Consider the following 25,160-nt stretch of genomic DNA (forward strand, 5'->3'; position numbering starts at 1 on the left):
CCCTGCAATCTTGAACTGTTTTTAGTGTACAAATCAGTAATAAATGTGATTCATACTCATTAACTGGCTCTCCCCAATCATCTCATATGACATTTACGACCTTAACTTTCGTAGTATTTTTACTACTGACCTTCACCAGTTACTGGAAATTAGGAAAAAGGTCATTACAAAATATTTTTCTGGTTGTTATTAGCTACATTTTTTATGGCTGGTGGGATTACCGCTTTTGCTTTTTGTTACTAGCCTCTAGTTCTGTCGATTATTGGATCGGCTTATACCTCGCTCGATCAGACACAGACAGAACTCGAAAACTTTTATTATTCAGCAGTCTATGTATCAACTTAGGGTTACTAGGGTTCTTCAAATACTGGAATTTTTTCTCCCAGAGCTTGGTTGATACCCTATCCCTAGTGGGCTGGAAGTTAGACTATGTTGCCCTGAATGTTATTTTGCCCGTTGGCATTAGCTTCTATACCTTCCAAACCCTGAGTTACACCATCGATATATATCGGCGCCAACTACAGCCTACAAAAAACTACATAGACTACCTGGCCTACGTTTCCTTTTTTCCTCAACTCGTTGCTGGCCCAATCGAGCGGGCACCTCACCTGCTCCCGCAGTTTCTCAACTCAAGACAATTTAACTATGAGTTAGCCGTGGATGGATGCCGCCAGATTCTCTGGGGACTAGCCAAGAAAATGTTGGTTGCGGACAACCTAGCAGCTATCGTTGATCAGGCCTTTGGACAACCCAGTGAATATCCTGGCCCTCAGCTCGTCTTTGCAACCATTGCCTTTGCATTCCAAATTTACTGTGATTTTTCCGCCTACTCTGATATTGCCATTGGCACCGCCAGACTCTTTGGGTTTGACTTGATGAGAAATTTCGCTTACCCCTATTTCTCCCAGTCGATGGCTGAATTTTGGCGACGATGGCATATTTCCTTCTCTTCGTGGTTAAGAGACTATGTCTATATTCCCCTGGGTGGTAGTCGGGTCCCGTCATTCCGCAGAATCATCAACGTGATGTTGACCTTCTTAATCAGTGGTTTATGGCATGGTGCAGCCTGGAATTTTGTGATCTGGGGCGGCATTCATGGTGGCGTCGTTCTCGCCGAAAAACTTTGGATCCCTGCTCAAACCCTCAAAGCAACAGATACCCCCTGTGGAGAGGGGTTATTTCCCAAGTTGAGTACTGTGTTCAGAGTGCTGATTACCTTCTCCCTCACCTGTCTATCTTGGATCTTCTTCCGAGCCAAAACAATTCAAGATGCGGGCTTTATGGTCCAGAAGATATTTATGGATGCCCTCCGCCCTTCCGCCTATAAATCCTTCGGAACCATTGTTGCTGATTGCCCTATTGGTAAATGGATTGTTGTGGTTTTAGCCTGTTTAGTGCTTATTGAGTGGCTACAGCGAAAGTATGCCCATCCCTTGGTATTGAAGAAGTTACCGCAAAGTATCAGATGGTCAGCCTATACCCTATTACTGTGGATCACCTTGGCATACGGAACCTGGAGTACTGGACAATTTGTATATTTTCAGTTTTAAGCTCTCATAATGAATGACTTGCAAGCCAGATTGATGTTAGGGCCCCCCTAGCCTGTCTTAATAAATTGATTTTAAGTGTTCTCTGAATGAAGCAATTTATCTTCCGACTACTAAAATTCATATCCATTCAGTCTTTAGTCCTGTTCATCGTGCTCGTTTTTTATGTCATGAACCATGACAAAACAGCCAAAACCAACTACTTGGCAGCCACTCTCGATAAACATGATTTACTGGCTAAACAACAACCACCTCGGGTCATTTTTCTAGGGGGTTCTAATGTGGCGTTTGGCTTAGATTCTTCACTAATTGGACGTCGCTTAAATCGCAACCCCGTCAATATGGGGCTACATGCGGCACTAGGACTGGAATATATGCTCAATGAAGTGGACGCTTCCCTAGTAGAAGGAGATATCGTTGTTATTTCATTTGAATATGAGCAATTTTCTAGTCCTTTACCCGATATTCCAGAACGTCTGTTTACGGTGATAGACAGTCGTCCCCAGAATGCTCAGTTCGTTCCTTGGTACTATGCCCCCATCATGCTGGACAAAGGCCAACTCTATCTAGGAGGCGTTATCCGTACAGCGATCAATTCAGTCCTAGGGACCTACGAAATTGATCGCGTTTATCGCCGCAGCAACTTGAATGAGATTGGAGATGCCACGGTTAATAACACAGAAAGTGGACGAGACTTAACCCAAATCAAGGGAAAGCTAACGGTCAATGATGACTCCGTGCAAACAGCGATCACCATCTTGAATGCCTTTAATCAATCAGCCACCCAAAAAGGAGCCAAGATTTATTATTCCTATCCTTCATTACTCGACTCTGTTTTTCGAGATAATGCTGCTGCCATTGGCCGCATCGATGCTCAACTCAAACAATCCTTAGATTTTCCCCTGCTAGATGCTCCTAAAGATATGGCATTTAGTCAAGAGTATTTCTTTGATTCTGAGTATCATCTCAATCACAAAGGTACAAAAGTTCGTTCGGAATTAATTTCGGAACAATTGTCGAAGCGTTTAACAGAAAGCACTGATACCAAAACTGATAGCTGAAGGATTTAATCTAGACTTGCTATATTTCTCACCTTAGAAGGATATTGCTTAGTTACTATGAAATTTATTCCGTCAAAAATATGGTTGATCATTCTATTTTTGAGTGGCGTCACCTGTGGTGTACTTCTGAGTAAGTTTCTGTTTAAGTTTCAAGACCGCCTCCAGACCTCTCAAGCTTCCCAGGCACAAGAACTCCCCACTATTCCGGATCAGGTGCAGGGGAAAATGTCTCTTTATGTTTTAGCGGGGCAATCCAATATGACGGGCAGAGGCCCGCTAGATGCTGAGAGTTCAAAAACACACCCCCAGGTTTTTGTATTTGGGAATGATTACCGATGGCACCTCGCCAAAGACCCTCTGGATTCTATAGACGGCCAAGTTGATCCAGTCTCCCAGGAAGGCAAGGCTCCCGGTGTGGGGCCCGGCATGACCTTTGCATCGGCATTGCTCAAACATGATAAAGATGCTGTTATTGGCCTGATTCCCTGTGCTAGGGGAGGGTCAACCATTCAAGAATGGCAACGCAATTTAAGTGAAAACTCTCTCTATGGGTCGTGCCTCAAGCGATTGCGAGCGGCCTCTTTGATGGGCCAGCTGGAAGGAATGTTATTTTTTCAGGGAGAAGCAGATGCTTTGGATCAAAAGCAATTTTCTCACCTCTCTTTATCTCCACAACAATGGTCCAAAAAGTTTGAAAAGTTTATTGAGAGTTTTCGACTAGATACAAAGCAGGAGAATCTACCTATTGTCTTTGCTCAAATTGGGTCTCATGATGCCCCCAATCTCTTAACTCAGTGGAACGTTGTTAAAAAGCAGCAAGAGAATATTCAATTACCCCATGTAGCCATGATTACCACGGATGATTTAGCCCTTGAGGACTATGTTCATTACACCACTAAAAGTTATCGTACGATTGGGCAGCGATTCGCCAATGCCTATATTAAACTAACCGAGAAGAATCTATGATGTGAAAGTCTGACAAAATGGGAAATATCAATATATGATTGAAGCAATTTTGGATTTTTAAATGGCCTTTAAATACAGCTTTATCTTTAGTTTTTATTAACTGTTTCAAATCGATTGTTAGCGTTGTTCATTGAGTGAGCTAATGGAGACAAAACCAAGAATTCCTGTTGCAATTTTGTGTGGTGGCAAAGGAACGAGATTAAAAGAAGAAACCGAGTTTCGTCCCAAGCCCATGGTCATGGTCGGGGATCGTCCCATGATCTGGCACATTATGAAAATCTATGCTCACTATGGCTTTACAGATTTCCTACTCTGCCTTGGTTATAAAGGCGATATGATTCGTGACTATTTCTTTAACTATGATTGGAACCACAGCAATGTCTTGCTGGAATTAGGGAATAAAAAAATTACTAAGTTAGACAGCTCCCACGGGGAAGAAGATTGGCGGATCTGGCTCATTGATACTGGCCCTGAAACCATGACTGGGGGGCGTTTAAAGCGTCTATCTCCTTATTTTAAGGATATCGGTAGTGACCTGTTTATGGGCACCTATGGCGATGGCGTGAGTAACGTCAATATCCAGAAATTACTGGAGTTCCACAATAGTCATGGCAAGCTAGCCACCATCACCTCTGTTCGCCCTCCGTCGCGTTTTGGTGAGCTGGCCATTGATAACAATTTTGTCAGCTACTTCCAAGAGAAGCCTCAAACCAGTGAAGGCTGGATCAACGGCGGGTACTTTGTGTTTCATCGCAAAGTTCTAGATCTGATTCAAGGGGATAGTACCGTTCTGGAAGCTGAGCCGTTTAAGGCGTTGGCGGCGTTGGGAGAACTCGCCGTCTATAAACATGATGGATTTTGGCAATGTATGGATACCTATAGAGAACTCGAACTGCTCAATAAGCTATACATCTCCAATCAAGCAGAGTGGAGGGTTTGGTAATGAGTGACTTTTGGCAAGATCGATCGGTATTGATTACGGGCTGCACCGGGCTATTAGGCAGTTGGATGACCCAAGAGCTGGTAGCCCGGGGGGCTCGTGTCGTGGGACTCGTCAGGGATTGGGTGCCACAATCCCGCTTGTTTACGGAAGGACTTTCCGACAAAATTACAACGGTTTACGGTGGTATTGAAGATTTAGGGGTGTTGGAGCGGGCGATTAATGAATACGAAGTCGATACCGTATTCCATTTAGCCGCCCAAACTATTGTAGGAGTTGCCAATCGCGAACCCCTGGGCACCTTTGAAGCCAATATCAAAGGCACCTGGAATGTATTAGAAGCCTGTCGTCGGGTGGGTGGTGTCAGTCGCATCGTCGTCGCTTCTAGCGATAAGGCCTATGGCGATCAGGAGATCTTGCCCTACGACGAGCAAACGCCCCTTCAGGGCGAACATCCCTATGATGTGTCCAAAAGTTGCGCGGATTTACTGTGTCGAACCTACTATGTGACCTACAACCTCCCCGTCTGTATTACCCGTTGCGGGAATTTCTATGGCGGTGGGGACTTAAATTTCAATCGCATTGTCCCTGATACGATTCGATCGACGTTGCGAGACAAACCCATTGTGATTCGCAGCGATGGAACTTATATTCGCGACTATTTCTATGTCAAGGATGGGGTGCTGGCCTACCTTCACCTAGCGGAACAAATGGATCGACCGGAGATATTGGGTGAGGCCTTTAACTTTAGTAATGAGCTACAAATCTCGGTCTTAGAATTAGTCCATAAAATCTTAAAGTTAATGGGTAAACCTCATCTTGAACCCACGATTTTAAACCAAGCTCAAAATGAAATTAAGCATCAATACCTTTCCGCAGAAAAGGCAAGACGGCTATTAGATTGGAAATCCCCCTATGATCTGGATGCAGCATTATTAGAAACCATTCAGTGGTACACAGCGTTCCTTGAGTCCACTTCTACTTAGCAACTTCTACTTAGCAATTGTATTAGGAAGGATATGCAACTTCATCCCACAAAAATACCGGGCTGTTTTGAATTAGAACTAAACGTTTTCAAGGATCAGCGAGGTCGGTTTGTTAAAACGTTTCATGAAGAGATTTTTGCCAGTCACCAATTAGAAACTCACTTCCCTGAAGCCTATTACTCCTACTCCACTCAAAATGTGCTGCGAGGACTCCATTTTCAGATTCCCCCGAAGGATCATACGAAAATGGTGCACTGTGCCCAGGGAGAAATCGTTGATGCAGTGGTCGATTTAAGGGTGGGGTCACCCACCTATGGCCAATTTGAGGTGTTTGAACTTAGCGCTGAAAAAGGGAATTCGGCCTATATCCCTCCCGGCTTAGCCCATGGTTTTTACATTGTCAGTGAAACGGCTCTGGTGATGTATCAGGTGTCCACGGTATATGCCCCTGGCCATGAACAAGGTCTATTGTGGAACTCAGCTGAGATTCCCTGGCCCAGTACCAATCCGATTATTTCTGAAAAAGATCAAGGATGGAAGACCCTTGCCGACTATGAAAGCCCGTTTGTCTATGAGCCTGCCCACTCATGACTGATTCCCAGTCCTCACCCACGGTCCTAATTTCTGGAGCCAATGGCTATTTTGGCGGTATCGCCTGTCAGTTTTTTCGGGATCAGTCCTGGACCGTGTTAACGGCAACCCGTCGTCCTGACGCGGATGTCTCGTTTGATCTCAATCAGCCCGATCAGTTTGCCGCCCAAACCCTAGAACAACCCGTTGATTTATTTATTCATGCGGCAGCTGCCCATGAAGTCACCTGTCGGGACCAGCCCTATCAAAGCATTTTTCAGAATGTTGCCGGTACCCGGGCCGCCTTGGACTTTTGTGTAGCCAACCATATTTCGCGGTTTGTATACCTGTCGACATTTCATGTCTTTGGCCATCCTACGGGCCATATTGATGAATCCACAACGCCGTTACCGGCAAATGACTACGGCTTAAGTCATTTACAGTCGGAAGATTATTTGCGGCTGTACCGGCGGGAGCAGTCTCTACAGACCCTAGTGTTGAGACCGAGTAATTTTTTTGGTGTCCCGGCTGATGTCAAAAGCTGCGATCGCTGGACCTTAACCCCCTTAGGATTTTGTCAGTCTGCGGTTGAAGACAAACAGATTGTCTTGAGAACGCCAGGCTATCAACGCCGCAACTTTATTGCTGTCCAGGATATCTGTGGTGCGATCGCAGCTGCGTATCCCCAAATGGACACCCTCGATCTCCTCCATTTGCCAGGGCCAGAAACCCTGAGTATTCGGGGCCTGGCTCAACTCGTCCAACGGGTGATGCAAGAGCGGTTTGATATTGCGATTGATGTCGTCCTACCGGATGGAGAACCGATAGAAGATACATTTACCTATACCAGCCAACGATTAGCAGCCGTTTATCAACCTCAACTCACTCTAAAAAATTTTGTGTTTGAATTGTGTCAACGGCTGCTATCCGTCTAGCGGCGGATTAATATCAGCCCCTTTGGTCACCCTTGTTCTAGGGACCAGTCAAGGCCGCGATCAGTGGAAGAAAGACAGCCATGGTTTTAGGAACACTCTCTGGAAATATGCCTGAAACAATCTCGAATGCATTAAAGCCGATTATTCGTCCCCTGTTTAGTTGGGCCGTACTCAAACCTGCGATCGCATATCTACTTCCTCGGCAAACGGTGGCCCAAGCCTTTGGCAAAGACCATCCAAAGCATCGGCGCTTCCCCCCGGAGACCATTGCCACGCCTGAAATCAAGGATATGCCGCCTTTTGACGGTCCCTTTGCCTATCTGGAAAGTGAAACCTATACCACCCACGATATTTTTTCCACGATATTAGAAGACGTTTTAGTCGAACCGGGCAACGGCATTGTCTTAACCTCCTCCCGTAAGGTGATTGCTGAGTCCATGTATCCCAAAATGGACGACATCACCATTTATGGGGCCTTACTCAACAAGAGCTTTATCCGACGCAGAATGCTTGAGAAGCCGGTCCAGGAGATTTCAGGGTATGCCAGCATCTATCAAGGCTTGCCCAATGGCTACTACCACAAATTTATTGACTTGGTGCCCCGTTGTTCTCTCCTCAGCCAGCCAGAATACGCAGAAATAGAAAATATTCAGCTCCTCTATTCCGATCCTGTGTCGGAGACAGAAACGTTACTCGTGCCAAAACTGATTCCTGACAATGTCACCTTAACCAAGTTAGAACCCAGTCGACTTTATCGGGTTGAAAAGTTAATTTTGCCGACGTTTCTGACTCAGTTTGGGTCTGGTTATCTACCAAAAGCCTATATCCAACAGCTCCGGCAAGCGATTTTTCCGAAGCGTCCGTCTACCCAGAACAAACGGATTTATATTTCCCGCGCCCAGTCAGCAAAGGGGCTGAAAAAACGACATATTGTCAATGAGGCGGAATTAATTGCAGCCCTGAAACCATTGGGCTTTGAAATCTATGAGCTAGAAGACTATTCATTAGAAGAAAAAGTTGAACTTTTCTATGATGCTGAAATTGTCGTTGGTGCCTACGGCGGTGGAATAACCCATGTGCTCTTTTCTGAGTCTGTGAAGATCTTGGAGCTACAGGTGATGGCGAAAACGCAAACCTATTACTATTACTTAGCGAAAGCCTTGGGCCATGATTATCGCTTCTGGTTCTCGGATAAAGCCAACAACCGCGAGAACTTTGAAGTGGATGTTTCTCAGGTTTTGCAGTTACTTGAAGGTTGGTGCTAAAACGGAGGTGAAGTGATCTAATTCACAGAACTAGACGAGATTTGAGATCATCATGGAGTGGCTTCGGTATTAAGGCCAACCTCCAGTTTTATATCTAATTCATGATGTTAATCAGTCTTCCTAGCTGCGGAAGACAGGGGTTTTGTACCCGCCATAAATAGCTCCATAAGATACGCTAGAACTACTGATGAGATATTGATTTCTATGCAATCTCTGATTCAAACGACCCAACCCACCTTTGCCTCTCAAGTGGATAAGCTCTTGCTTCTAGAGGCGGAAGCCATTGCGAAAGCGGCAGACCGATTGCAGCCTGAACAGGTCAATCAAGCCGTCGATCTCATGATCAACTGCTCAGGGAAGGTGGTGTTGTCGGGGGTAGGCAAATCAGGGATTGTGGCTCGCAAAATCGCCGCGACCCTCACCAGTGTCGGTGTGATGGCGGTATTCTTACACCCTGTGGAAGCCCTCCATGGCGATTTAGGGATTGTGGCCACCACCGACGTGGTGGTGGTGTTGAGCAACAGTGGTGAGACGGATGAGCTGATTGCCATGTTGCCCTGCTTAAAGCAGCGCCAAGTCCCCCTGATTGCCCTAGTGGGGAATGTGAACTCGACCTTGGCGGATGAAGCGGATGTGGTCTTAGCAGCCACTGTGGACCAAGAAGCCTGCCCAATGAATTTAGCGCCTACGGCCAGTACGACGGTTGCGATCGCAATCGGTGATGCCCTAGCCATGACCGTCACCCATGCCAAAGGCGTTACCCCTGAAGCCTTTGCCGTTAATCACCCCGCAGGTCGCCTCGGCAAACGCTTAACCATTAAGGTCTCAGATTTGATGCACCAAGGCTCCGAGCATCCTTGTATTTCCTCGGAAGCCAGCTGGTTAGAAATTGTCACCAGCATCAGCCAGGGCGGCTTAGGGGCTGTGAACGTGGTGAATGCTCAACAGCAACTGCTGGGCATTGTCACCGACGGAGATCTGCGTCGTGCCATGGAGAAGATTCGCCCCGTGGACCTGGAACAGATGAAGGCAGAAAAAATTATGACGGCGAATCCCATCACGGCTGCCCCCGACCAGTTAGCCTACGATGCCCTCCAGGTCATGGAAGATCGTCCGTCTCAAATTTCGGTCTTGCCCGTCGTCGATCCTGACGATCGTTGCGTGGGAGTATTGAGACTGCACGATATTGCTCAAGCGGGTCTTATATGAATATTCTTGCGGTCATCCCTGCCCGCTATCAATCTCAACGCTTTCCTGGCAAGCCCTTAGTGATGCTAGATGAGCGGCCCATGGTTCAGTGGGTGTATGAAGCAGCGAAAAGCTGCGATTTTTTTCAAGATGCGGTGGTCGCCACGGATAGCGACAAAATTGCCGACTGTGTCAAAGGGTTTGGCGGCAAAGTGGTGATGACCCGGGACGATCACCTCACAGGCACCGATCGCGTCGCCGAGGTCGCGGGTTTCTACGATGACATGGACGTCGTCGTCAATGTTCAGGGAGATCAACCCTTTGTCACCCCGGAAGCCCTAGAACAGCTCGTCCGACCCTACCGAGAGGGCGAACGCCCCGAGATGACCACCCTGGGTTGTCCTTTAGATATGGATGAGGATTACGCTAGCCCGAATGCGGTGAAAGTATTATGCGATCGCAACGGCCATGCTCTCTATTTTTCCCGTTCTCCCATTCCTTACTTTCGCACCCAGGGAACGGTACCGGTCTACCACCACTTGGGACTCTATGCCTTTCGCCATGACTTCCTCATGCAGTACTCCCAACTGGAGCCGACCCCCTTTGAAACCTGCGAAGGCTTAGAGCAATTGCGGGTTTTAGAATATGGCTATGCCATTAAGGTCTGCCAAACCCAAAAAGCGGCGATTGAAATTAATACCCCCGAGGATTTAGTTAAAGCCCAGTTATTCATCCAACAAGGAATGACCTCATGATCCGTACTCAAGTGACTGATACATTAGCCATCGGCGAAGGATGTCCGCTGACACTGCTGAGTGGTCCCTGTGTGATCGAATCCGAAGACTTTACTTTAAAAATGGCCTCGGGCATCGCTCGCATCTGTGAGAAGCTGGGCATTTCCTATGTGTTCAAGTCCTCCTTTGATAAAGCCAACCGCACCTCCATTAGCTCCTTTCGGGGGCATCCCATGGAAGAAGGCTTGAGAATCCTCCAGCGCGTGAAAGATGAGGTGGGCGTCCCCGTCGTTACGGATATTCATGAAAGTCACCAGGCAGCCCCCGTGGCGGAAGTGGCCGATATCCTCCAAATTCCTGCGTTTTTATGTCGCCAAACGGATCTACTGATGGCGGCAGCAGCCACAGGGCGGACCATTAATGTCAAAAAAGGGCAATTTTTAGCCCCCTGGGACATGAAAAACGTGGTCAGCAAACTGGAGGCGGGCGGCGCCAAGAAAATCCTGCTAACGGAGCGCGGCACTAGCTTTGGCTATAACGCCCTCGTGGTTGATTTCCGATCTCTGCCCCAAATGCGCAGCTTTGGGTATCCTGTTGTCTTTGATGCTACCCACAGTGTCCAAATGCCCGGCGGCCAAGGCAGCAGTTCCGGTGGTCAGCGGGAATATGCCCCCTATCTGGCTCGGGCAGCCGCTGCTATTGGTGTGGATGCCCTATTTATGGAAGTGCATGAGAATCCCGACCAGGCCCCCAGCGATGGTCCTAATATGATCCCGCTCCATCAGCTCGAAGATGTGTTGCGGCCCATCCTTGAGGTGCATAAAATCATGAACTCAACTCCCGTATTAGCCTGATGAGTATCTCCCCAGACCTACAATCTCGGCTCGCCAATGTTAAGCTTTTGGCCTTAGATGTGGATGGCGTCTTAACGGACGGCGGGCTGTACTACACCGAAACCGGCACCGAGCTGAAAAAGTTTAATGTCAAAGACGGTCAAGGCTTAAAGCTGCTGATGCAGTCAGGGGTTGACGTCGCCATTATTACAGCCAGCGATTCCCCCGTAACGCGGCATCGAGCCAAAAAGCTCGGCATTCAGCATGTCTTTCTTGGGGTTGAAGAGAAGCTCTCGGTGCTCAAATCCCTTTGCCAAACTCTCAATATTGAGCTGTCTCAAGTGGCCTATGCAGGGGATGATGTCAATGATGTGCCCATCTTGCAAAATATTGGCTGTCCATTCACCGTGAATGATGCCATGCCGACTAACCGAGGCGCTGCCATTTACATTACTCATAAAAACGGCGGGTGTGGCGCAGTACGAGAACTTTGTGATTTACTGATTCAAAGTCAGGCCGGTTCTTCATCCTAGTTCCTGACAAGGATCTGCCAAAATGCAACAAAAGCTAAAACTCCGGTCGCGTCAGGATATTGTCCCCCTGGAAAAAGCGGTTCTGGGACAATACTATTTTCCCTTGCAAGACTATCTGGGCTTTGATGAAAAGTTAGCGATGCTGCTTAAAGCATTGCCGCTGCGGCTTTCTCGTTTATCAACCCAGCCAGAAATTACCTTCTTTCTCTATTCCAAAGCTTGTGAACGGTTATTAATCCCCCTCCTACTACACCTCGCTGAAAGTAGCATCCTTGAACGTCAAGGCATCCAGCTAAACCTGATCGTACTGCCGGGGATTCATCAACTACAGCTCGTCCCTCAAACCCTAGAAAAATTGAGCGCTCTAAGCATCACTCCCCAAGCCAACTATTTGAGCCTGGTTCGGGCTTGTTTATCTCCCCAAGATAAAGTGGTGGTCTTTTGCTTAGATCACCGAGAACTCTATGAGTTTCACCGATGTGGGGTCGATACCGCCGATCAGCTTCGCCAATTTGGCGTTAAAACCCTTTCAATTCAACATGGCGGCACTCGCAAAGACTCCGTTAAGGGCCTCGCTTCTACGGTCTCAGACCTGATTATGGTGTGGGGTAAGCGAGTGGAACGGGAATTAATTCAGGACTATGGGGTCGATCCACAGCGAATTCGAGTCGTGGGCAATCCATTACATGATGTCCTCAACAACCTGGATTCCCAAGCCGCATTGGCAACGTTGCAAAAATGCTATCCCCAGGTCCAACCGCAACTACCCCAGAAGAAAATTGTGGTGTTGGCTGCCTGCCTGCATACGGAATATCAGGGATATGGAGATGAAGCTCAGCTCTATCGGCAGTATATTCAGCATATTTATGAAAGCCTGGATTTCTCCAAGGTGTTGTTGTTGATCAAAATGCATCCCAACGATCAAAGAGATCCAAATTTATACCAGCAAGCGGCCCAGCAATATGCGGATCTGGAGTCGGTGATCGTGATCGAACCGGAGGTCACAGAACTCAGTGTGTATGCCCTGCTGTCCATCGCTGATTTACTGCTAACACGCAGCTCTACGGTGGCAGAGGAAGCCTTAATGATGGGAAAGAAAGTGGTGGCCTTTGATTTATTTGCAGAGGGACCTTCTAAAGGCTATAAACACCTAGAAGAATATGGCGTCTACCAGACCGTATATGCAGAACCTAAACCTGCTTTAAAGACGCAAATTGAGCAAATGTTATTTGATGGGGACTCAGATCACAGTACAGAGATCGATCTTGCAGCAGAATTTACCTATGCCTTAGATGGCCAATCCACTCAACGAGCTGTTGATGAAATTGTTACACACCTATCTGCTGGCTAGCCCCGATCCACGACCATAAGTGTTGTTGATCATCCGTATCTCCATTTACCCCAATCTTATAAACCCCATTGTTGACATCCGTGTCTATGAAAACCGTTGCGCTCGTTGATACCAATCATGGCAGAGGGCATCATCTCACGTATATGCGTTTCTTCAGTAAGACACTGTTAGAAATGGGATATCGAGTCATGTCCTTTTATCCACAGCCAGATGATATCTTGCCGTGGATTCAAGAAAATTGTCCCGAAGGGGTGGAAAATTTTCATGCCTTCGAAATGCAGGAATATCAATGGCAGGAACTCCCCGTGGTGGGTCAGTTACCCAAGCTGTTTCCGCAATGGACCCGCTGGCCTCAGCCCGTTCTAATCTTAGGGCGCTGGCAAAAAACGGCTGCCGTTATTCAAGACGCAGCTGACCAGATTGGTTATGAACCTGATTTAGTCTTTCTCAACTGGTTAGACAACTATTTAAGCTACTACTTAAGTGGCTCCATGATTGATTGGGTCTTTCCCTATCCCTGGTCTGGCCTGTATTTTCGACCCGCAACCTATCGGTTTGGTCAACGATATCTACCGATCCTGAAAACGCCCCTATCTCATCTCGCAGTTGCGAACGCCGATCGTTGTCAGGCAATCACCCTACTGGACGAATATGAAGCTGAAAACCTTCAGTCGGATGTCCACAACAAACCCGTGATTGCATTTCCTGACTTTACCGACATTACTCCCCCAGATTTGACCTATTCTTTAGCAAAAGATATCAAAGCCAAGGCCGGTAATCGCACCATTGTGGGACTGTTTGGTGCTCTGAGTAAGCGCAAGGGACTCCTAACCTTATTAGAGGCGGCCCAACAGTGTGACCCAGAAGAGTTTTTCTTTGTCTTTGCGGGGTCACTTTCAAAGGCGATGTTTCATCAAGACTATTCAACTCGGTTGAATGACGACTATGAAACGGTACAAAAGATCGTTGAATCCTCTCCTTCAAACTGTCTCTTTCATTTGGAATTTATTCCAGGCGAACCTCAGTTTAATGCCCTCGTCAATCGCTGTGATGTTATTTTCTCGGCCTATGAAAACTTTCCCTATAGCAGTAACGCCCTCGTCAAAGCTGCCGCCTTTAAAAAATTGGTAATGGCCAGTGAGGGATATTGCATGGGTAAACGGGTCGAGCAGTTTCAATTAGGCGTGACTATCCCTGAAGGGGATGTGGGTGCCTGTTTGCAAGGTCTGAAGGACCTCAAGATCCGGTTAGCCCAACCCAATACGGACCGTCAGCCAGACTTTGAAGGGTATTGCCAGCAACACTCTTTACAACAACTGGCTAATTCCTTTGAAGATGTCCTAAATCTCGTCTCTGTTCACCCAAAACAGTCGGCAACGAGAGTGCCATAGGATACTTTGATCAATCATCTTTTGAATGGAGGAATATTCGTTTAGACCATAAATTGACCATAGATTTAAAGACACTTGCTTGCTATAGCGTGAGGACAAAGGAATCGTGGTAGTTATTGAAAAAGTTCAATCTCTTTTTGTCAGTAAACCCTCGCAACCTGCGAAGAAGATCCATGCTCTAGATGGCATTAGAGGATTTGCAATTCTGTTCGTTTTTTTTGATCACGCCAAAGGACAAGGACTAGAGCTTTTTCCAATACTGAATCCTGATGGATTTGGTAAAGCAGGGGTATATCTGTTCTTTGTGTTAAGTAGTTTTTTACTAGCTGGACAATTCTTTCGAGAGGACTGCGACTTAGGTCGTTTATCTCTATGGGGTAGTTATGCACTCAAACGAGTCTTACGGATCTACCCACTTTATATCTGCATTATGTTGCTCTATGGCATCGTACCTAGTTTTAAATACCAGGGTTCAGATGTCCTGAGTCATCTATTTTTACAGGAAGGGAAGGATCAATTTTGGGCCATCCCCGTTGAATTTAAGTTTTACCTCTTCTTACCTGTATTGATGTGGCTGATTGTCAAAGTTTTGAAGAAGAACCTAGGGCTAACGACTTTATTCTTAGCGGCCGTGGGTAGTACCAGTTTTCTGGTGACGATTAACCCTCCTGAAGTCGCGAGGATCTCCCTGGTTAAGTATTTACCGATTTTTCTCTTTGGTATACTCGCGGCACTGATCCATGCCAAACTCCAGAAACAGCCGCAGCTCCAGGATTCGTCTGTATTTGGCAATATTGCAGAAAGTATGGCAATCCTCAGTTTGATGGCGACGGTGGGTTTGATTGTTGCTTTGAGAGCCCAACCCGACTGGTGGATCTTGCAGCAAAGTTGGTCCGACCGGCTGGTCTTTATTGCCTTTGGGGGACTATGGTCATTATTTATGGTGGCCCAGCTCCACGGTCGCGGTCTGATTCGGGGCATCTTAAGCCATCCCATTATTCGATTTGTGGGAACGATAAGTTTTAGTATGTACCTTTGGCATATGGCACTGATTGGCTATACCAATGCCCATCTCAATCTGGCCCAACCGATTAAATTCTCGATTATTTTGGCGATCACATTTGGGATATCTATTATGAGTTTTTTCGTAATTGAGCGTCCCTTCTTTCGCTTAAAGAAGTACCTTCCCCAATAGCCCAATTCATTTCAGTAGCCGGATGCCTAGGGTGAAGCTGGAGCACTTTGAGGTAATGTCATGCTGATGGGTGCAGTTAGGTTGGGAGAATGCTCAGACCCATCGCCTCACCTTTACATCTCTTGCTTGTTCTTATAGGACCCTAGAAAAACTAAAGCGTCTATGAAATCTCTCTTATTGAGTACATCTGACATTGAAGGCGGGGCTGCGAGAGCAGCATACCGACTGCATCAAGGGCTACTGGCCATTGGCCATGACTCCCAAATGTTAGTTCGCGCCCGTTTCAGTGGCCAGAAGTCGGTCCTGGCTGAAAAGTCAGTATTAACTAAATTAGGGCCACCGATGAATGGATGGCCGTTAAAGCTAGGGTCCTATCAAACCAAAACGCTTTTTTCGAGCCAATGGTTTCCAGATGCGATCGCAAAAAAAGTCGCCCAGCTCAAGCCTGATATCGTCAATATGCATTGGGTCTGCAATGGCTTTCTCAAAGTGGAAACCTTGCCCAAACTCAATAAGCCCTTGGTATGGACCCTGCAAGACATGTGGCCGTTTACGGGAGGATGCCACTATGCCGAGACCTGCGATGGCTACCAGGATACCTGCGGCAAATGCCCCCAACTCAATAGCCAAAAAGAGACGGATCTATCTCGAAAAATTTGGCAGCGTAAACATAAAGCTTGGCAAGACATCAACCTAACCATCGTCACCCCCAGTCAGTGGATGGCGGATTGTGTCCGGGAGAGTTCGTTATTTGGCCATCGCCGAGTGGAGGTGATTCCCTTTTGTCTGGATGTGCAAAAGTATCGACCCGTCGATAAAGGCTTTAGCCGTGATTTGTTGGGGCTGCCTACAGACAAGCTGATCATTCTGTTTGGTGCTTTATCGGCCACTGCTGATTTACGGAAAGGATTTCACCTGCTCCAGCCCGCCCTGCAGAAATTGAGTCAGGCCGGATGGGCAGACCGGATTGAGGTGGCCATTTTTGGAGCAGATGCTCCTGCAGAACCCGTCGATTTAGGATTTAAGGCCCATTACCTGGGCAGCTTTGCCGATGATTTGAGTTTATCCATTGCCTATTCGGCGGCTGATGTCATGATTGTGCCCTCCCTCTACGAATCCTTTGGTCAAACCGCATCGGAAGGATTGGCCTGTGGCACCCCGGTGGTGGCCTTTAATGCTGCCGGGCAAAAAGATATTGTCAGCCATCAGGAAACAGGTTATCTGGTCAAACCCTATGAAGTCGATGATTTAGCCCACGGTATGGCCTGGGTCCTGGAAGATGCCGATCGCCATCACAAATTATGTGAGCAAGCCCGCCAAGCCGCAGTCGATCGGTTTGCCCTAGAGATTCAAGCCCGACAGTATCGGTCTCTGTTTGAAGAGTTATTGGTAGCTTAAGCCCTCGAGTCCCTTGAGGGGATAGCGCTTTTGATGGATTAAATGCAAGTGTTTTCGGATCAAAATGACAGAAAAATTGATTGAACAAGAAGCACCTAAACCGCGATTCTCTCTCCAAAGTCTATTTTTTGGTGCCCGTACGTCTAAAAGTTGGATGGCATCGCTGGATGGATTAAGGGGGATTGCGGTTCTCTTAGTGGTGGCAACCCATAGCAAGCGACTCCTGGGCCTACCTTGGGAGCAAATGTTCCTGGGGCATTATTTTCAGGCCGCAGGCACTATCTATGGCAGAACAGGGGTCTACATCTTTTTCATCTTAAGTAGCTTCCTGTTAACGAGCCACATGATGCGAGAGACGATTGAGCTTAAAAGCGCTAAAACCTGGATAAACTATGCTTTAAAACGATTTATACGCATATATCCGCTCTATCTTTTCGTTTTAGTCGTTTATTTAATTTTTCCGGGATTTAAGTTTGAACTGAAGGATCTAATATCCCATGTTCTACTACAAGAAGCGTTTAATCATTTTTGGACCATTGTCGTAGAGTTCAAATACTATTTGTTTTTCCCCTTCGTCGTGGGGATTATTGTCCTGCTCTTCAAACGGGATTTTAAAGCGTCTACTCTCTTTTTACTCAGCGCCATTATCGTAACGGAGGGCGCTAATGTTGCGGTGGACTTCACGTCCAGATTATCCGTCCTCCCTCATATTCCGATTTTTCTGTTGGGCTCTTTGGCAGCCGTGGTCAATGCCAAGCTAACGGCGGTCTTTGACCCAGAAAATCCCAAACAGCGGCGATGGATGTCCATCCTGGCCAACACCTCCTTCGTGTTGATTGTGTTTAATTTTCCCAATCTAGTGAGTCGCCCCCTGTGGGATACCGTCTTTCAAGCCAACTATGTTCGTCTGTCCGCCAACCACGGGTTCTATACCTACCAAGCCATTCTGATCTGCGTTTTACTGGTGACCCATTTACATACGGATGGCTGGATCAAAAAAGTGTTAGAGAATGTGGCCCTGCGATTTGTAGGCATCGTTAGTTTTGGGGTATACCTCTGGCACATTGCAGTGCTCGGCTATTTGGAATCTAAACTGAACGCCCCTGGCTATATCCAGTTTGCCAGTGTGTTCGTGGTGACCATCCTGTTGTCTGCGATCACGTATCTGTTATTTGAGAAACCTTTTATGCGTATTAAACTTCGTCCCCAAATGATTAAGTCTTCCTAGGATCTTTAGGGTTCACCTTGATAGATGCACCCGCTTGCCAGAGGGCACGAAATTGCTCAACGGATAATGCCTGGGACCAGTCCCACAGCAATTTGTAAACCGGCTGAGTCTGGGCCGACTGCTGAGATGTGATATATACCCCTTGAACCACAGTGAAAGCCTGTCGCCAGGTTGGGGACTCAGCATCCACCGTCATCAGACGGAGGTGTTTGCTGATCTGTTTGAGATGGTTTTTGCTCTGGGTTCTAGAGAAAATATCTAATAACACATCAATGGCCTCCCTATGGTGGGGCTGTATTGCCAAGAGCCGACCTGCATAGCGAATGCGAGTCTCCATCTTTCGGCTTTTCTGCAGTTTCTGTTCCAACACCTGAATAAGCTGTTGCGGCTTGAGGGGAGTTTTACGGGACCGACGATGTGAGTGCTTTACCGGTAGCGCTGAATGCTGAGGCGCCAATTTTTGCAAAGACTGTAGCGTTTGGTGACGGAGGGCAGGATCGTCAGTGAGTTGGAGGATATGTTCTAAAGTTTGGAGGGCCAAGGGTTGATCCGGTGCAATGATACCCAGCCGATGGGCAGCCTTGCGACGCATCGCCAGAGAGTCATGGGACTGAATAATATCGTGTAAAGTTTGGAGGGCCTGGGGATGTCCCGGCTGAATATCTGCAAGCGTCTTAGCCATCTCAATTTGCACATCGACGTTAGGCGCTTGGGTCAGCAGTTGTTCTAGGGTTGCGATCGCAACCCCATTCCCTGGATCATAATTTTTGCCCAAGCTATGGGCCGCCAACCACTGCTCAAACGGATTCCGGGCATTTACCACAAACTGTTCAATGGCTTTGGTTACCAGGGTGCGATCGCTCTGGGACAACGCTTCCCCCGCAGGCTCAAGCCAAACAGTGGGTTTACCGTTCTGATGCTGAAATCGCCAATGGACCACCTCAGTGACTAACGCTTCTGAGCCAGCAAATTGGGGAAATTCTGCTAACCCCTTGGTCGCCAGCAGCTTCGCCTGGATATCGTAAAATCCACCACAGCCATCGGCAAAGTCTACCAGAGCTTGCAGAAACTGTACTTTATCCCCATCAGAAACGTCACTGCGCCCCAGCCATAGCAAGATCACTTCCTGCCATTGCCCACTAAAGATTGGGTGAAAGGTGGTTTCCGCTTGCTGATATTCAATAAACTGATGCAAATCTGCGATCGCTTGAGCTGCAAAATATTCCTGAAACGTGGCGTGATAAAAAGCGTAGACTTTACCGCCTGTGGTGGGAGACCAGCCTGCGGGCTGTAGCCACCCTAACTGCAAGGCCAGAGTTAACTGATCAGGATCCAAATGTTGACTGATAAATATCACAGGTAGGCGAAACAATGGCGACGGTTGAGCCATTGCCTGCAACGCCAGGTGAGCTAGGGCTTGGTTGAGCTGCTGCCGCTGGGCCAAGCTGGTGGGGTGATGATCCTGCTTCCAGTCGTAAAGGGCCTCGACAAACTGCCGATAGAGCATGGCCTTCGTTTCTGGCAATTGTTCTTGGGTGAGCTGCCAGGTTCGGCAGAGCAGAGCTAGGTGTAAGGGATTCTGAATCAGGGCTTTGAGTCGCCGCAGCTCGGGGCGATTAAGTTGGTGATACAGCGTATCGCCCGTTTGATCCTGAAACCAGTTTTGGATCACCGTTTGAACTTGATTTCCCCCTTGGCGATAGCTGAAGCTAAGGCTGCGATAGGGAGTGAAGGTTTCCAGAGCATTATGGCCCGCGTCCCAAAGTTGCGATCGCGAGGTCAGGATCACATGGGCCTCTCCCAGCCAGCCCTTGAGCTGCTTGGCTACAAAGGCCAACGCTTGGCTAGGCACCATCCCCATTTCATCTACGGCATCCAGTAAAAGCCAGACCTTACCTGTAGCGAACTGCTGGGCAAAGGCTTGCTGCTGGCTTGGCGAAACGGTAAATACCTTCAGGGTTTGCTTGAGCCAAGTTTCTAGCAGGTATGTTTCTAGGGATTGACCCTCGAGATCGGCTAAAGAGATCCAAATCGGCAGCACCTGATCTTGGGCCAACAGTTTGAGAGCTAAGGTTTGCAACAGGGTCGTTTTGCCTGCCCCCGGTGGGCCAACGATGGCCACCCGCTGCACCGCTGATTGTGCCAGTAAAACCTCTAGAAACTGATCAGGCTGATAGACCGTTGTCTCGGCGTCAGAATCACTGACTACATCCCCAGTTTGTTTAGCAACATCCGTTGGGTAGGCTACCAACCCCACCGGACAATAGACATCTTTCAGGTCAAACGCCAATCCCGTATGGGCCGTCAGCGGATTAGTGGTTAGCCGAGTATCCAACGCCGCCTGACAGCAGGCTCTCCAGGGGCCTGCCTCTCTCTTCGGTTGGGATACCCCTCGATCCGGGCGCTGCTGATTCCAAACTTGGTCAAAGCTTTGCTGATTGGCTGCTTCTTCCCAGCGGTTATGGCACAGGGTCAAAGTGAAATGCCACTGATCCGACCCCCGCTGGCTGGTGCGGTGATCTTCCAGCATGCCCATAAAGGTTTGGAGATGTTTTAGCCCAGCTTTTACCTGCGCTAGGGTCAGCGGTGTCTCTAAATATTGGGTTAGGGCCACTAGATGCCGAGCCGTGGTCTGCACCACCAACCGCTGGTCCGTTTGCCAGTAGGTTTTGATCGTCCCCCGCAATCCTGCCAGGATCTTCTCGTCCTCAAGCTCTAGGGAATCATTGGCAAACTGCACCAAGCCCATCAGGAGGGTTTGGGTTCTGCGCCGGGTAATAGGGCCAAAACTTTGCTTGGGCATAGAGAACTTTCACGACAAAGTTAGGGGGTTCCCCTTAACTTAGATATCCCCCCTTATTCTAGAACCCTAACCCTGTCCGCGTTTGACTCCAACTTTACGACATTGGAATCGGGGGAGAGACAGCCAGTAGATTAGGTTCAACGATAAGAAACGAGGTTACTTCAAGGCAAACATGGACAGTTAGTTTAACGGTAGAACGTCTGTTATATGAATCTCCTGATTCACAACTTTATCCGTAAGGGTCGAAGAATTAGGGTTATCGCTAAGGAACAGAGGGTAGAGGTTCGAATCCTCTCCTGTCCACACCACAGCCACGGACGGATAGTTCAAAGGTAGAACGCCTTAACCCCCTTGTTCATAACTTATCCGCAAGGGTCGAAGAATTAGGGTTATCGCCTATCATGCGGGAAATAGGGGTTCGAATCCCCTTCCGTCCATCCCCTGGAGTGGGTCGCTCAAACGGTAGAGCACCATTGATTGTCCGCAAGGGCCGCAGGAAATAAGGTTATCGCTTTTAACGACTTGTCCTTTATCCGTCGGGATGCGGGTTCGACTCCCGCTCCACTCCCTTTCCCTATATGGGATTTTCAGCTTTTTTATTGCCCAGTCGGGCCGGAGATAATCATGACTTACAAATTTTTTACCAACGCTCGTACCCCTCAGACCCATCCGATTCCTGGCCATGCAGCTGAAATGGTCCAAGGTCGATCTGGCGGCTACATGTTTGACCCAGGCATTTGGGGGATGCTGCGCCGATGCCTACTGATCGGTACAGCTCAAAGCACCTACTATGCAGACAAGCATGAGTTAACCGATGACTTTATCCATGTCGTCCAGCAGTGTGTTTATGAGAATCCTCAGCGCACCGCTGAAGAGATTCTCTACGCTAGCGATGGCCGTTCCATCAACAACAGTGCGCCTATCTTGGCATTAGTGCTTTTATCCATGGGGGAAACCCAAATCGCCAAGCAGGCATTTGTAGAGCTATTCCCGCAAGTGGTGCGAACGGGTAGCCATTTCTACGAGTGGTTGAACTATACCAAGTCCTTACGGGGTTTCGGTAAAATCATTCGCCAGTGTGGAACCACATGGCTCTCTAATCCCGATGCCAAGGCCCTGGCCTATCAGTTGCTGAAGTACCAGCAGCGCCATGGCTTTACTCACCGGGATGCCTTACGGCTATTCCACGTCAAGCCCATCAGTGCCGATCACCAGGCCCTTTATCACTGGGTGACCCAGGGTTGGGAGACCTTACCTGAAAGCGCTCCTGACGCTTTAAAGCAAATTTGGTGGTACGAGCGGGTCAAGCGTCAGCCCGAGGCTACCCATGAGGCAATTATCCAAGGTCGCTTAACCCACGAGATGATCGCCCCCATCGGTCAGATGGATCAGCGGGCTTGGCAGCTCCTCTTAGAGGGAATGCCTGTGGGAGCCTTATTGCGAAATCTAGGGTCTTTGACAGCACTAGGCGTTCTCGGAGCCCATAAGAGTAAGAACCTCAAGCGAGTGGCTGCGATGTTAACCAACAAGCAGCGCTTGCGCAAGGCTCGGATCCATCCGATTGATGTGCTCAAAGCCTTGAAGACCTATGCGTCTGGGGGCCAGGTGGGGCGAAGTCGCAAGACTTGGACACCCATCGCCCGAGTCACCGATATTCTCGAAACGGCCCTTGAGCTATCTTTCGAGACAGTTGCCCCAACGGGCAAGGTGTTTATGCATGCCATCGATGTCTCAGGGTCGATGTCCTACTACACTGTGGGTTCGGTGGGCTTAAGCTGCTGCGAGATTGCCACGGCAATGGCCCTAGCAACGGCCAAAGCTGAGCGGAACTACGCGATTCGCGGGTTCTCAACCCAGTTCCGTGATTTGGGTATCACAGCCCGAGACAGCTTCCGCGATGCGCTCAAGAAGGCAACGGATAATAACTTCGGAGGCACTAATGCAGCGGTGGCCTACGAGTGGGCGATTCAGCATCACTTCTATGCCGATGTCTTCTGCTTCTGGACGGATTCTGAGTCCTATGCAGGGCGACAGCATCCGAGTCAGGCTTTAGCGGAGTATCGACGTCTAGTGAATCCAAAGGCTAAGGCGGTTTACGTGACTCTAGCCCCTTACCAGCTCTCCTTAGTGGATCCTAAGGATCCATTATCCTGGGACTTCGGTGGTTTCGACCCCGCTGCCCCACGAGCCATCCAAATGATTGCTCAAGGAGAGATCTAACAAAGAGAGGTTACTATTCACTTTTTATCAAGGCTTAGTGACCTCTTTCGTATTTTGGATAATAAGATTCAAATGCACCCATCAAGTAAGTGGAAAAATCTAGAAACTAAATAGCTTCAAAGACGCGAATATCATCAAAAATACTCTTTACAACGGAATTATAGTTGTCTAGCGAGAAGCTGAATATCAACAGATTGAATGGTAAGAGAGAGCTTCGCAAATCAGTTGTAAACTCTCGAAATACAATATTACGATCCCAACTTTGCACGACATTACAGCTAATACAACTACATCCATATGTTCCACAGGGACATACAGCAACTACGCGTTTTCCTGTATCTCCACTGTTCAATTGAGAAAGTGGTCGTAAAGCGACACCAGTCTTAAAAAGCCAGTAGGGAACGGCTGTATCTGAAGTACCTACTATTTCCCCAATAGGTTTTCTATCTACCATCAGTTCGAAAGAAAGACCATGAACTTCTAAACTCCGATAATTTAGAACATTCAGATCAGTAAGAGAATTATTGCGAGTCATATAAGTCATGTTATCGCTTGCATCTAAGCACATGGCCGTTGGAGTTTATGAAGCCGCACATCTATACCATTACTGGTGCATTGAACAATATTGATGATTTACTTTGTCTTAAAAGAGATTGCGCTTATGGCTCAAAACCATTTCCCTGAGATTCTTTAGCGCATTTCAGCTAGGGATTCATACTTTGAGCCAAGCGATGATCGCCATTTGCCGCAATCTTTTCAAAACACTCGTCTAGATACAGATATATATCCCATCGGTTTTTACCCATTACTTCCGCTATTTCATCAATCACCCGCAGTTCTAGCGTAGCCACTCGTTTGCCTTTCCATAGCTTGTCTGATAAAGCAACCAAAAGCTCTTCTAGACAAACTTCCATCGACTCATAACGGGCATGACTCAAACAACAGCGGGCAATTTCTGGTTGCACACCCGCTTCTAATAACATCTGTTCTCCTACTGGCTCATGCTGATTTCCTGGCATAGTAAGTTCCCCAGGACAGAGAATCTTGCCCGCGTCATGAATTGATGCTCCCAATCGAACGAGATCGTTTTGGATATTGAGATCGAGCGAAGCAAGGGAATCGAGTAATTCTTCTGCAGCTTCTCCCACCAACTGATGATGCACCAATAAACGCTTAGAGGCTCCCAGAGTTTGCAAGAGTTGTTTAGCTTCTGTCTTCGTCTTGATCACTGGCTAATGTAGAGTCAAATGTTCTGCAAATCTGCTTTTAGCAAATAGTTTAGGCTACTTTGCAATTCAGAATCTTCCAGTCCCCAATAAACAGACGGCTGATAAATCCACTGGGGTTAAGGGATCTACACTCCATTCACGGGCAATCTTGATAGTTTCAACAGATGCTGGCCCCATACCTTGCCACCCCGTGACTAGATTGGACGCTTCATTCTCCGCCTCATGTTCACCCCACTCATCCCAATCTTCTTCACTCCAACTCTCAAGTTCTTGAACCCTAGACCAATCAATAAACGATTCAGTCGCAGTTGGTTCTCCCATATTTCGCCAGGAAGGCGGAAACTCTGGAGAATAGACAAATGAACGGATGATCTGGCCATTTCTTGCCAACATCCAAGAGGTTGGACCGCACCATTCCTCAGTATCAAATTCGAAAAACTGTGCTTCACCAAACTGCTGACTAAGTTTCACCAGAAGAGCTTCAACCGCGACAGCACACCCTTCATCGATATCTTCTGACATATCTGCTTCATTAGCAGGGTTATAGTCCCAATCATAAATCTCAACAATCACCCAATTGTCCTGAGCAACATACACTCTGGTATTGGCTTCTGGCTGAATCGTTTCCTGCCACTTTTCTGATCGCACATGATCTAAACCCAATACTTCTGCAACAGCCTGCAGATCAGTTGATTGAATCGTGAACCAAGATATCCTTGCCTGAATATCTGAATTTTCACCCACAATGCTCATAATTCACTAAATAATGACAGTAAAAAGGTATTTT

Annotated in this window: 22 protein-coding genes and 3 tRNA genes; 21 read left to right on the forward strand and 4 right to left on the reverse strand. The window is 47.7% G+C overall.

All coding sequences use genetic code 11. The features are described 5' to 3' along the window. Positions 1 to 86 precede the first annotated feature (86 nt). From AM1_RS09805 to AM1_RS09885, 17 genes are all read left to right on the forward strand, one after another. Positions 87 to 1,550, forward strand: a complete 1,464-nt coding sequence (locus AM1_RS09805) for an MBOAT family O-acyltransferase (protein WP_012162674.1) — start codon at positions 87 to 89, stop codon at positions 1,548 to 1,550. 167 nt (positions 1,551 to 1,717) lie between these two features. Continuing rightward, on the forward strand, positions 1,718 to 2,608 hold the full coding sequence (locus AM1_RS09810; protein WP_238549216.1) for a hypothetical protein: 891 nt from the start codon (positions 1,718 to 1,720) through the stop codon (positions 2,606 to 2,608). A 57-nt stretch (positions 2,609 to 2,665) separates the two neighbouring features. Then, on the forward strand, positions 2,666 to 3,574 hold the full coding sequence (locus AM1_RS09815) for a sialate O-acetylesterase (protein WP_012162676.1): 909 nt from the start codon (positions 2,666 to 2,668) through the stop codon (positions 3,572 to 3,574). Between the two features lie 142 nt (positions 3,575 to 3,716). Beyond that, positions 3,717 to 4,517 (forward strand): glucose-1-phosphate cytidylyltransferase, encoded by an 801-nt coding sequence (gene rfbF / locus AM1_RS09820; RefSeq protein WP_010471955.1) that lies wholly within the window; start codon positions 3,717 to 3,719, stop codon positions 4,515 to 4,517. Then, complete coding sequence (locus AM1_RS09825; RefSeq protein WP_012162678.1) at positions 4,517 to 5,500, forward strand: GDP-mannose 4,6-dehydratase; 984 nt, start codon at positions 4,517 to 4,519, stop codon at positions 5,498 to 5,500. The genes rfbF and AM1_RS09825 overlap by 1 nt, the downstream gene beginning before the upstream one ends. 33 nt (positions 5,501 to 5,533) lie before the next feature. Further along, positions 5,534 to 6,091, forward strand: coding sequence for a dTDP-4-dehydrorhamnose 3,5-epimerase (gene rfbC / locus AM1_RS09830; RefSeq protein WP_012162679.1), 558 nt, complete (start codon positions 5,534 to 5,536; stop codon positions 6,089 to 6,091). After that, positions 6,088 to 7,005 carry an NAD-dependent epimerase/dehydratase family protein gene (locus AM1_RS09835; protein WP_012162680.1) on the forward strand — a complete coding sequence of 306 codons (918 nt, stop codon included), beginning with the start codon at positions 6,088 to 6,090 and terminating at the stop codon, positions 7,003 to 7,005. Before rfbC ends, AM1_RS09835 begins: the two co-directional genes overlap by 4 nt. A 107-nt stretch (positions 7,006 to 7,112) precedes the next feature. Then, the gene (locus AM1_RS09840) at positions 7,113 to 8,270 is read left to right on the forward strand and encodes a glycosyltransferase family 61 protein (RefSeq protein WP_148215705.1); all 1,158 of its coding nucleotides are present in this window, start codon (positions 7,113 to 7,115) and stop codon (positions 8,268 to 8,270) included. A gap of 204 nt (positions 8,271 to 8,474) precedes the next feature. Further along, a complete protein-coding gene (locus tag AM1_RS09845) occupies positions 8,475 to 9,479 on the forward strand; it encodes a KpsF/GutQ family sugar-phosphate isomerase (RefSeq protein WP_012162682.1) in 1,005 nt (334 codons plus the stop codon). Then, complete coding sequence (kdsB, locus tag AM1_RS09850; protein ID WP_012162683.1) at positions 9,476 to 10,213, forward strand: 3-deoxy-manno-octulosonate cytidylyltransferase; 738 nt, start codon at positions 9,476 to 9,478, stop codon at positions 10,211 to 10,213. The genes AM1_RS09845 and kdsB overlap by 4 nt, the downstream gene beginning before the upstream one ends. Further along, positions 10,210 to 11,046 carry a 3-deoxy-8-phosphooctulonate synthase gene (gene kdsA, locus AM1_RS09855; protein ID WP_012162684.1) on the forward strand — a complete coding sequence of 279 codons (837 nt, stop codon included), beginning with the start codon at positions 10,210 to 10,212 and terminating at the stop codon, positions 11,044 to 11,046. Before kdsB ends, kdsA begins: the two co-directional genes overlap by 4 nt. Further along, complete coding sequence (locus AM1_RS09860) at positions 11,046 to 11,558, forward strand: KdsC family phosphatase (protein WP_012162685.1); 513 nt, start codon at positions 11,046 to 11,048, stop codon at positions 11,556 to 11,558. Before kdsA ends, AM1_RS09860 begins: the two co-directional genes overlap by 1 nt. Before the next feature lie 22 nt (positions 11,559 to 11,580). Beyond that, positions 11,581 to 12,909: a UDP-N-acetylglucosamine 2-epimerase gene (locus tag AM1_RS09865; protein ID WP_012162686.1), complete on the forward strand. Its 1,329-nt coding sequence runs from the start codon at positions 11,581 to 11,583 to the stop codon at positions 12,907 to 12,909. 86 nt (positions 12,910 to 12,995) lie between these two features. Beyond that, on the forward strand, positions 12,996 to 14,300 hold the full coding sequence (locus tag AM1_RS09870) for a glycosyltransferase family protein (RefSeq protein ID WP_012162687.1): 1,305 nt from the start codon (positions 12,996 to 12,998) through the stop codon (positions 14,298 to 14,300). Between the two features lie 106 nt (positions 14,301 to 14,406). Further along, on the forward strand, positions 14,407 to 15,495 hold the full coding sequence (locus tag AM1_RS09875; protein WP_012162688.1) for an acyltransferase family protein: 1,089 nt from the start codon (positions 14,407 to 14,409) through the stop codon (positions 15,493 to 15,495). Positions 15,496 to 15,657: 162 nt separating this feature from the next. Continuing rightward, positions 15,658 to 16,893 carry a glycosyltransferase family 4 protein gene (locus AM1_RS09880; protein ID WP_012162689.1) on the forward strand — a complete coding sequence of 412 codons (1,236 nt, stop codon included), beginning with the start codon at positions 15,658 to 15,660 and terminating at the stop codon, positions 16,891 to 16,893. Positions 16,894 to 16,957: 64 nt separating this feature from the next. After that, a complete protein-coding gene (locus AM1_RS09885; RefSeq protein WP_041659575.1) occupies positions 16,958 to 18,121 on the forward strand; it encodes an acyltransferase family protein in 1,164 nt (387 codons plus the stop codon). Here AM1_RS09885 and AM1_RS09890 read toward each other — a convergent pair. Further along, positions 18,108 to 20,924 (reverse strand): NACHT domain-containing protein, encoded by a 2,817-nt coding sequence (locus AM1_RS09890; protein ID WP_012162691.1) that lies wholly within the window; start codon positions 20,922 to 20,924, stop codon positions 18,108 to 18,110. The genes AM1_RS09885 and AM1_RS09890 overlap by 14 nt on opposite strands. Positions 20,925 to 21,097: 173 nt before the next feature. Here AM1_RS09890 and AM1_RS40915 point away from each other — a divergent pair. The 4 genes from AM1_RS40915 to AM1_RS09895 all read left to right on the forward strand — a co-directional run bounded on the left by AM1_RS40915 (position 21,098) and on the right by AM1_RS09895 (position 23,144). Further along, positions 21,098 to 21,228: transfer RNA gene (locus tag AM1_RS40915), tRNA-OTHER, on the forward strand. 11 nt (positions 21,229 to 21,239) lie between these two features. Next, positions 21,240 to 21,361, forward strand: a tRNA-OTHER gene (locus tag AM1_RS40920). Between the two features lie 7 nt (positions 21,362 to 21,368). Beyond that, positions 21,369 to 21,492, forward strand: a tRNA-OTHER gene (locus AM1_RS40925). A 56-nt stretch (positions 21,493 to 21,548) separates the two neighbouring features. Further along, positions 21,549 to 23,144, forward strand: coding sequence for a TROVE domain-containing protein (locus AM1_RS09895; RefSeq protein WP_012162693.1), 1,596 nt, complete (start codon positions 21,549 to 21,551; stop codon positions 23,142 to 23,144). Positions 23,145 to 23,250: 106 nt separating this feature from the next. Here AM1_RS09895 and AM1_RS40930 read toward each other — a convergent pair whose 3' ends face one another. From AM1_RS40930 to AM1_RS09905, 3 genes are all read right to left on the reverse strand, one after another. After that, the gene (locus tag AM1_RS40930; protein ID WP_148215706.1) at positions 23,251 to 23,679 is read right to left on the reverse strand and encodes a hypothetical protein; all 429 of its coding nucleotides are present in this window, start codon (positions 23,677 to 23,679) and stop codon (positions 23,251 to 23,253) included. Between the two features lie 169 nt (positions 23,680 to 23,848). Further along, on the reverse strand, positions 23,849 to 24,373 hold the full coding sequence (locus tag AM1_RS09900; RefSeq protein WP_012162695.1) for an HD domain-containing protein: 525 nt from the start codon (positions 24,371 to 24,373) through the stop codon (positions 23,849 to 23,851). A gap of 66 nt (positions 24,374 to 24,439) precedes the next feature. Beyond that, complete coding sequence (locus AM1_RS09905; protein WP_012162696.1) at positions 24,440 to 25,126, reverse strand: hypothetical protein; 687 nt, start codon at positions 25,124 to 25,126, stop codon at positions 24,440 to 24,442. Positions 25,127 to 25,160: the final 34 nt, after the last annotated feature.

This window comes from Acaryochloris marina MBIC11017, from assembly GCF_000018105.1.
GTDB lineage: Bacteria > Cyanobacteriota > Cyanobacteriia > Thermosynechococcales > Thermosynechococcaceae > Acaryochloris > Acaryochloris marina.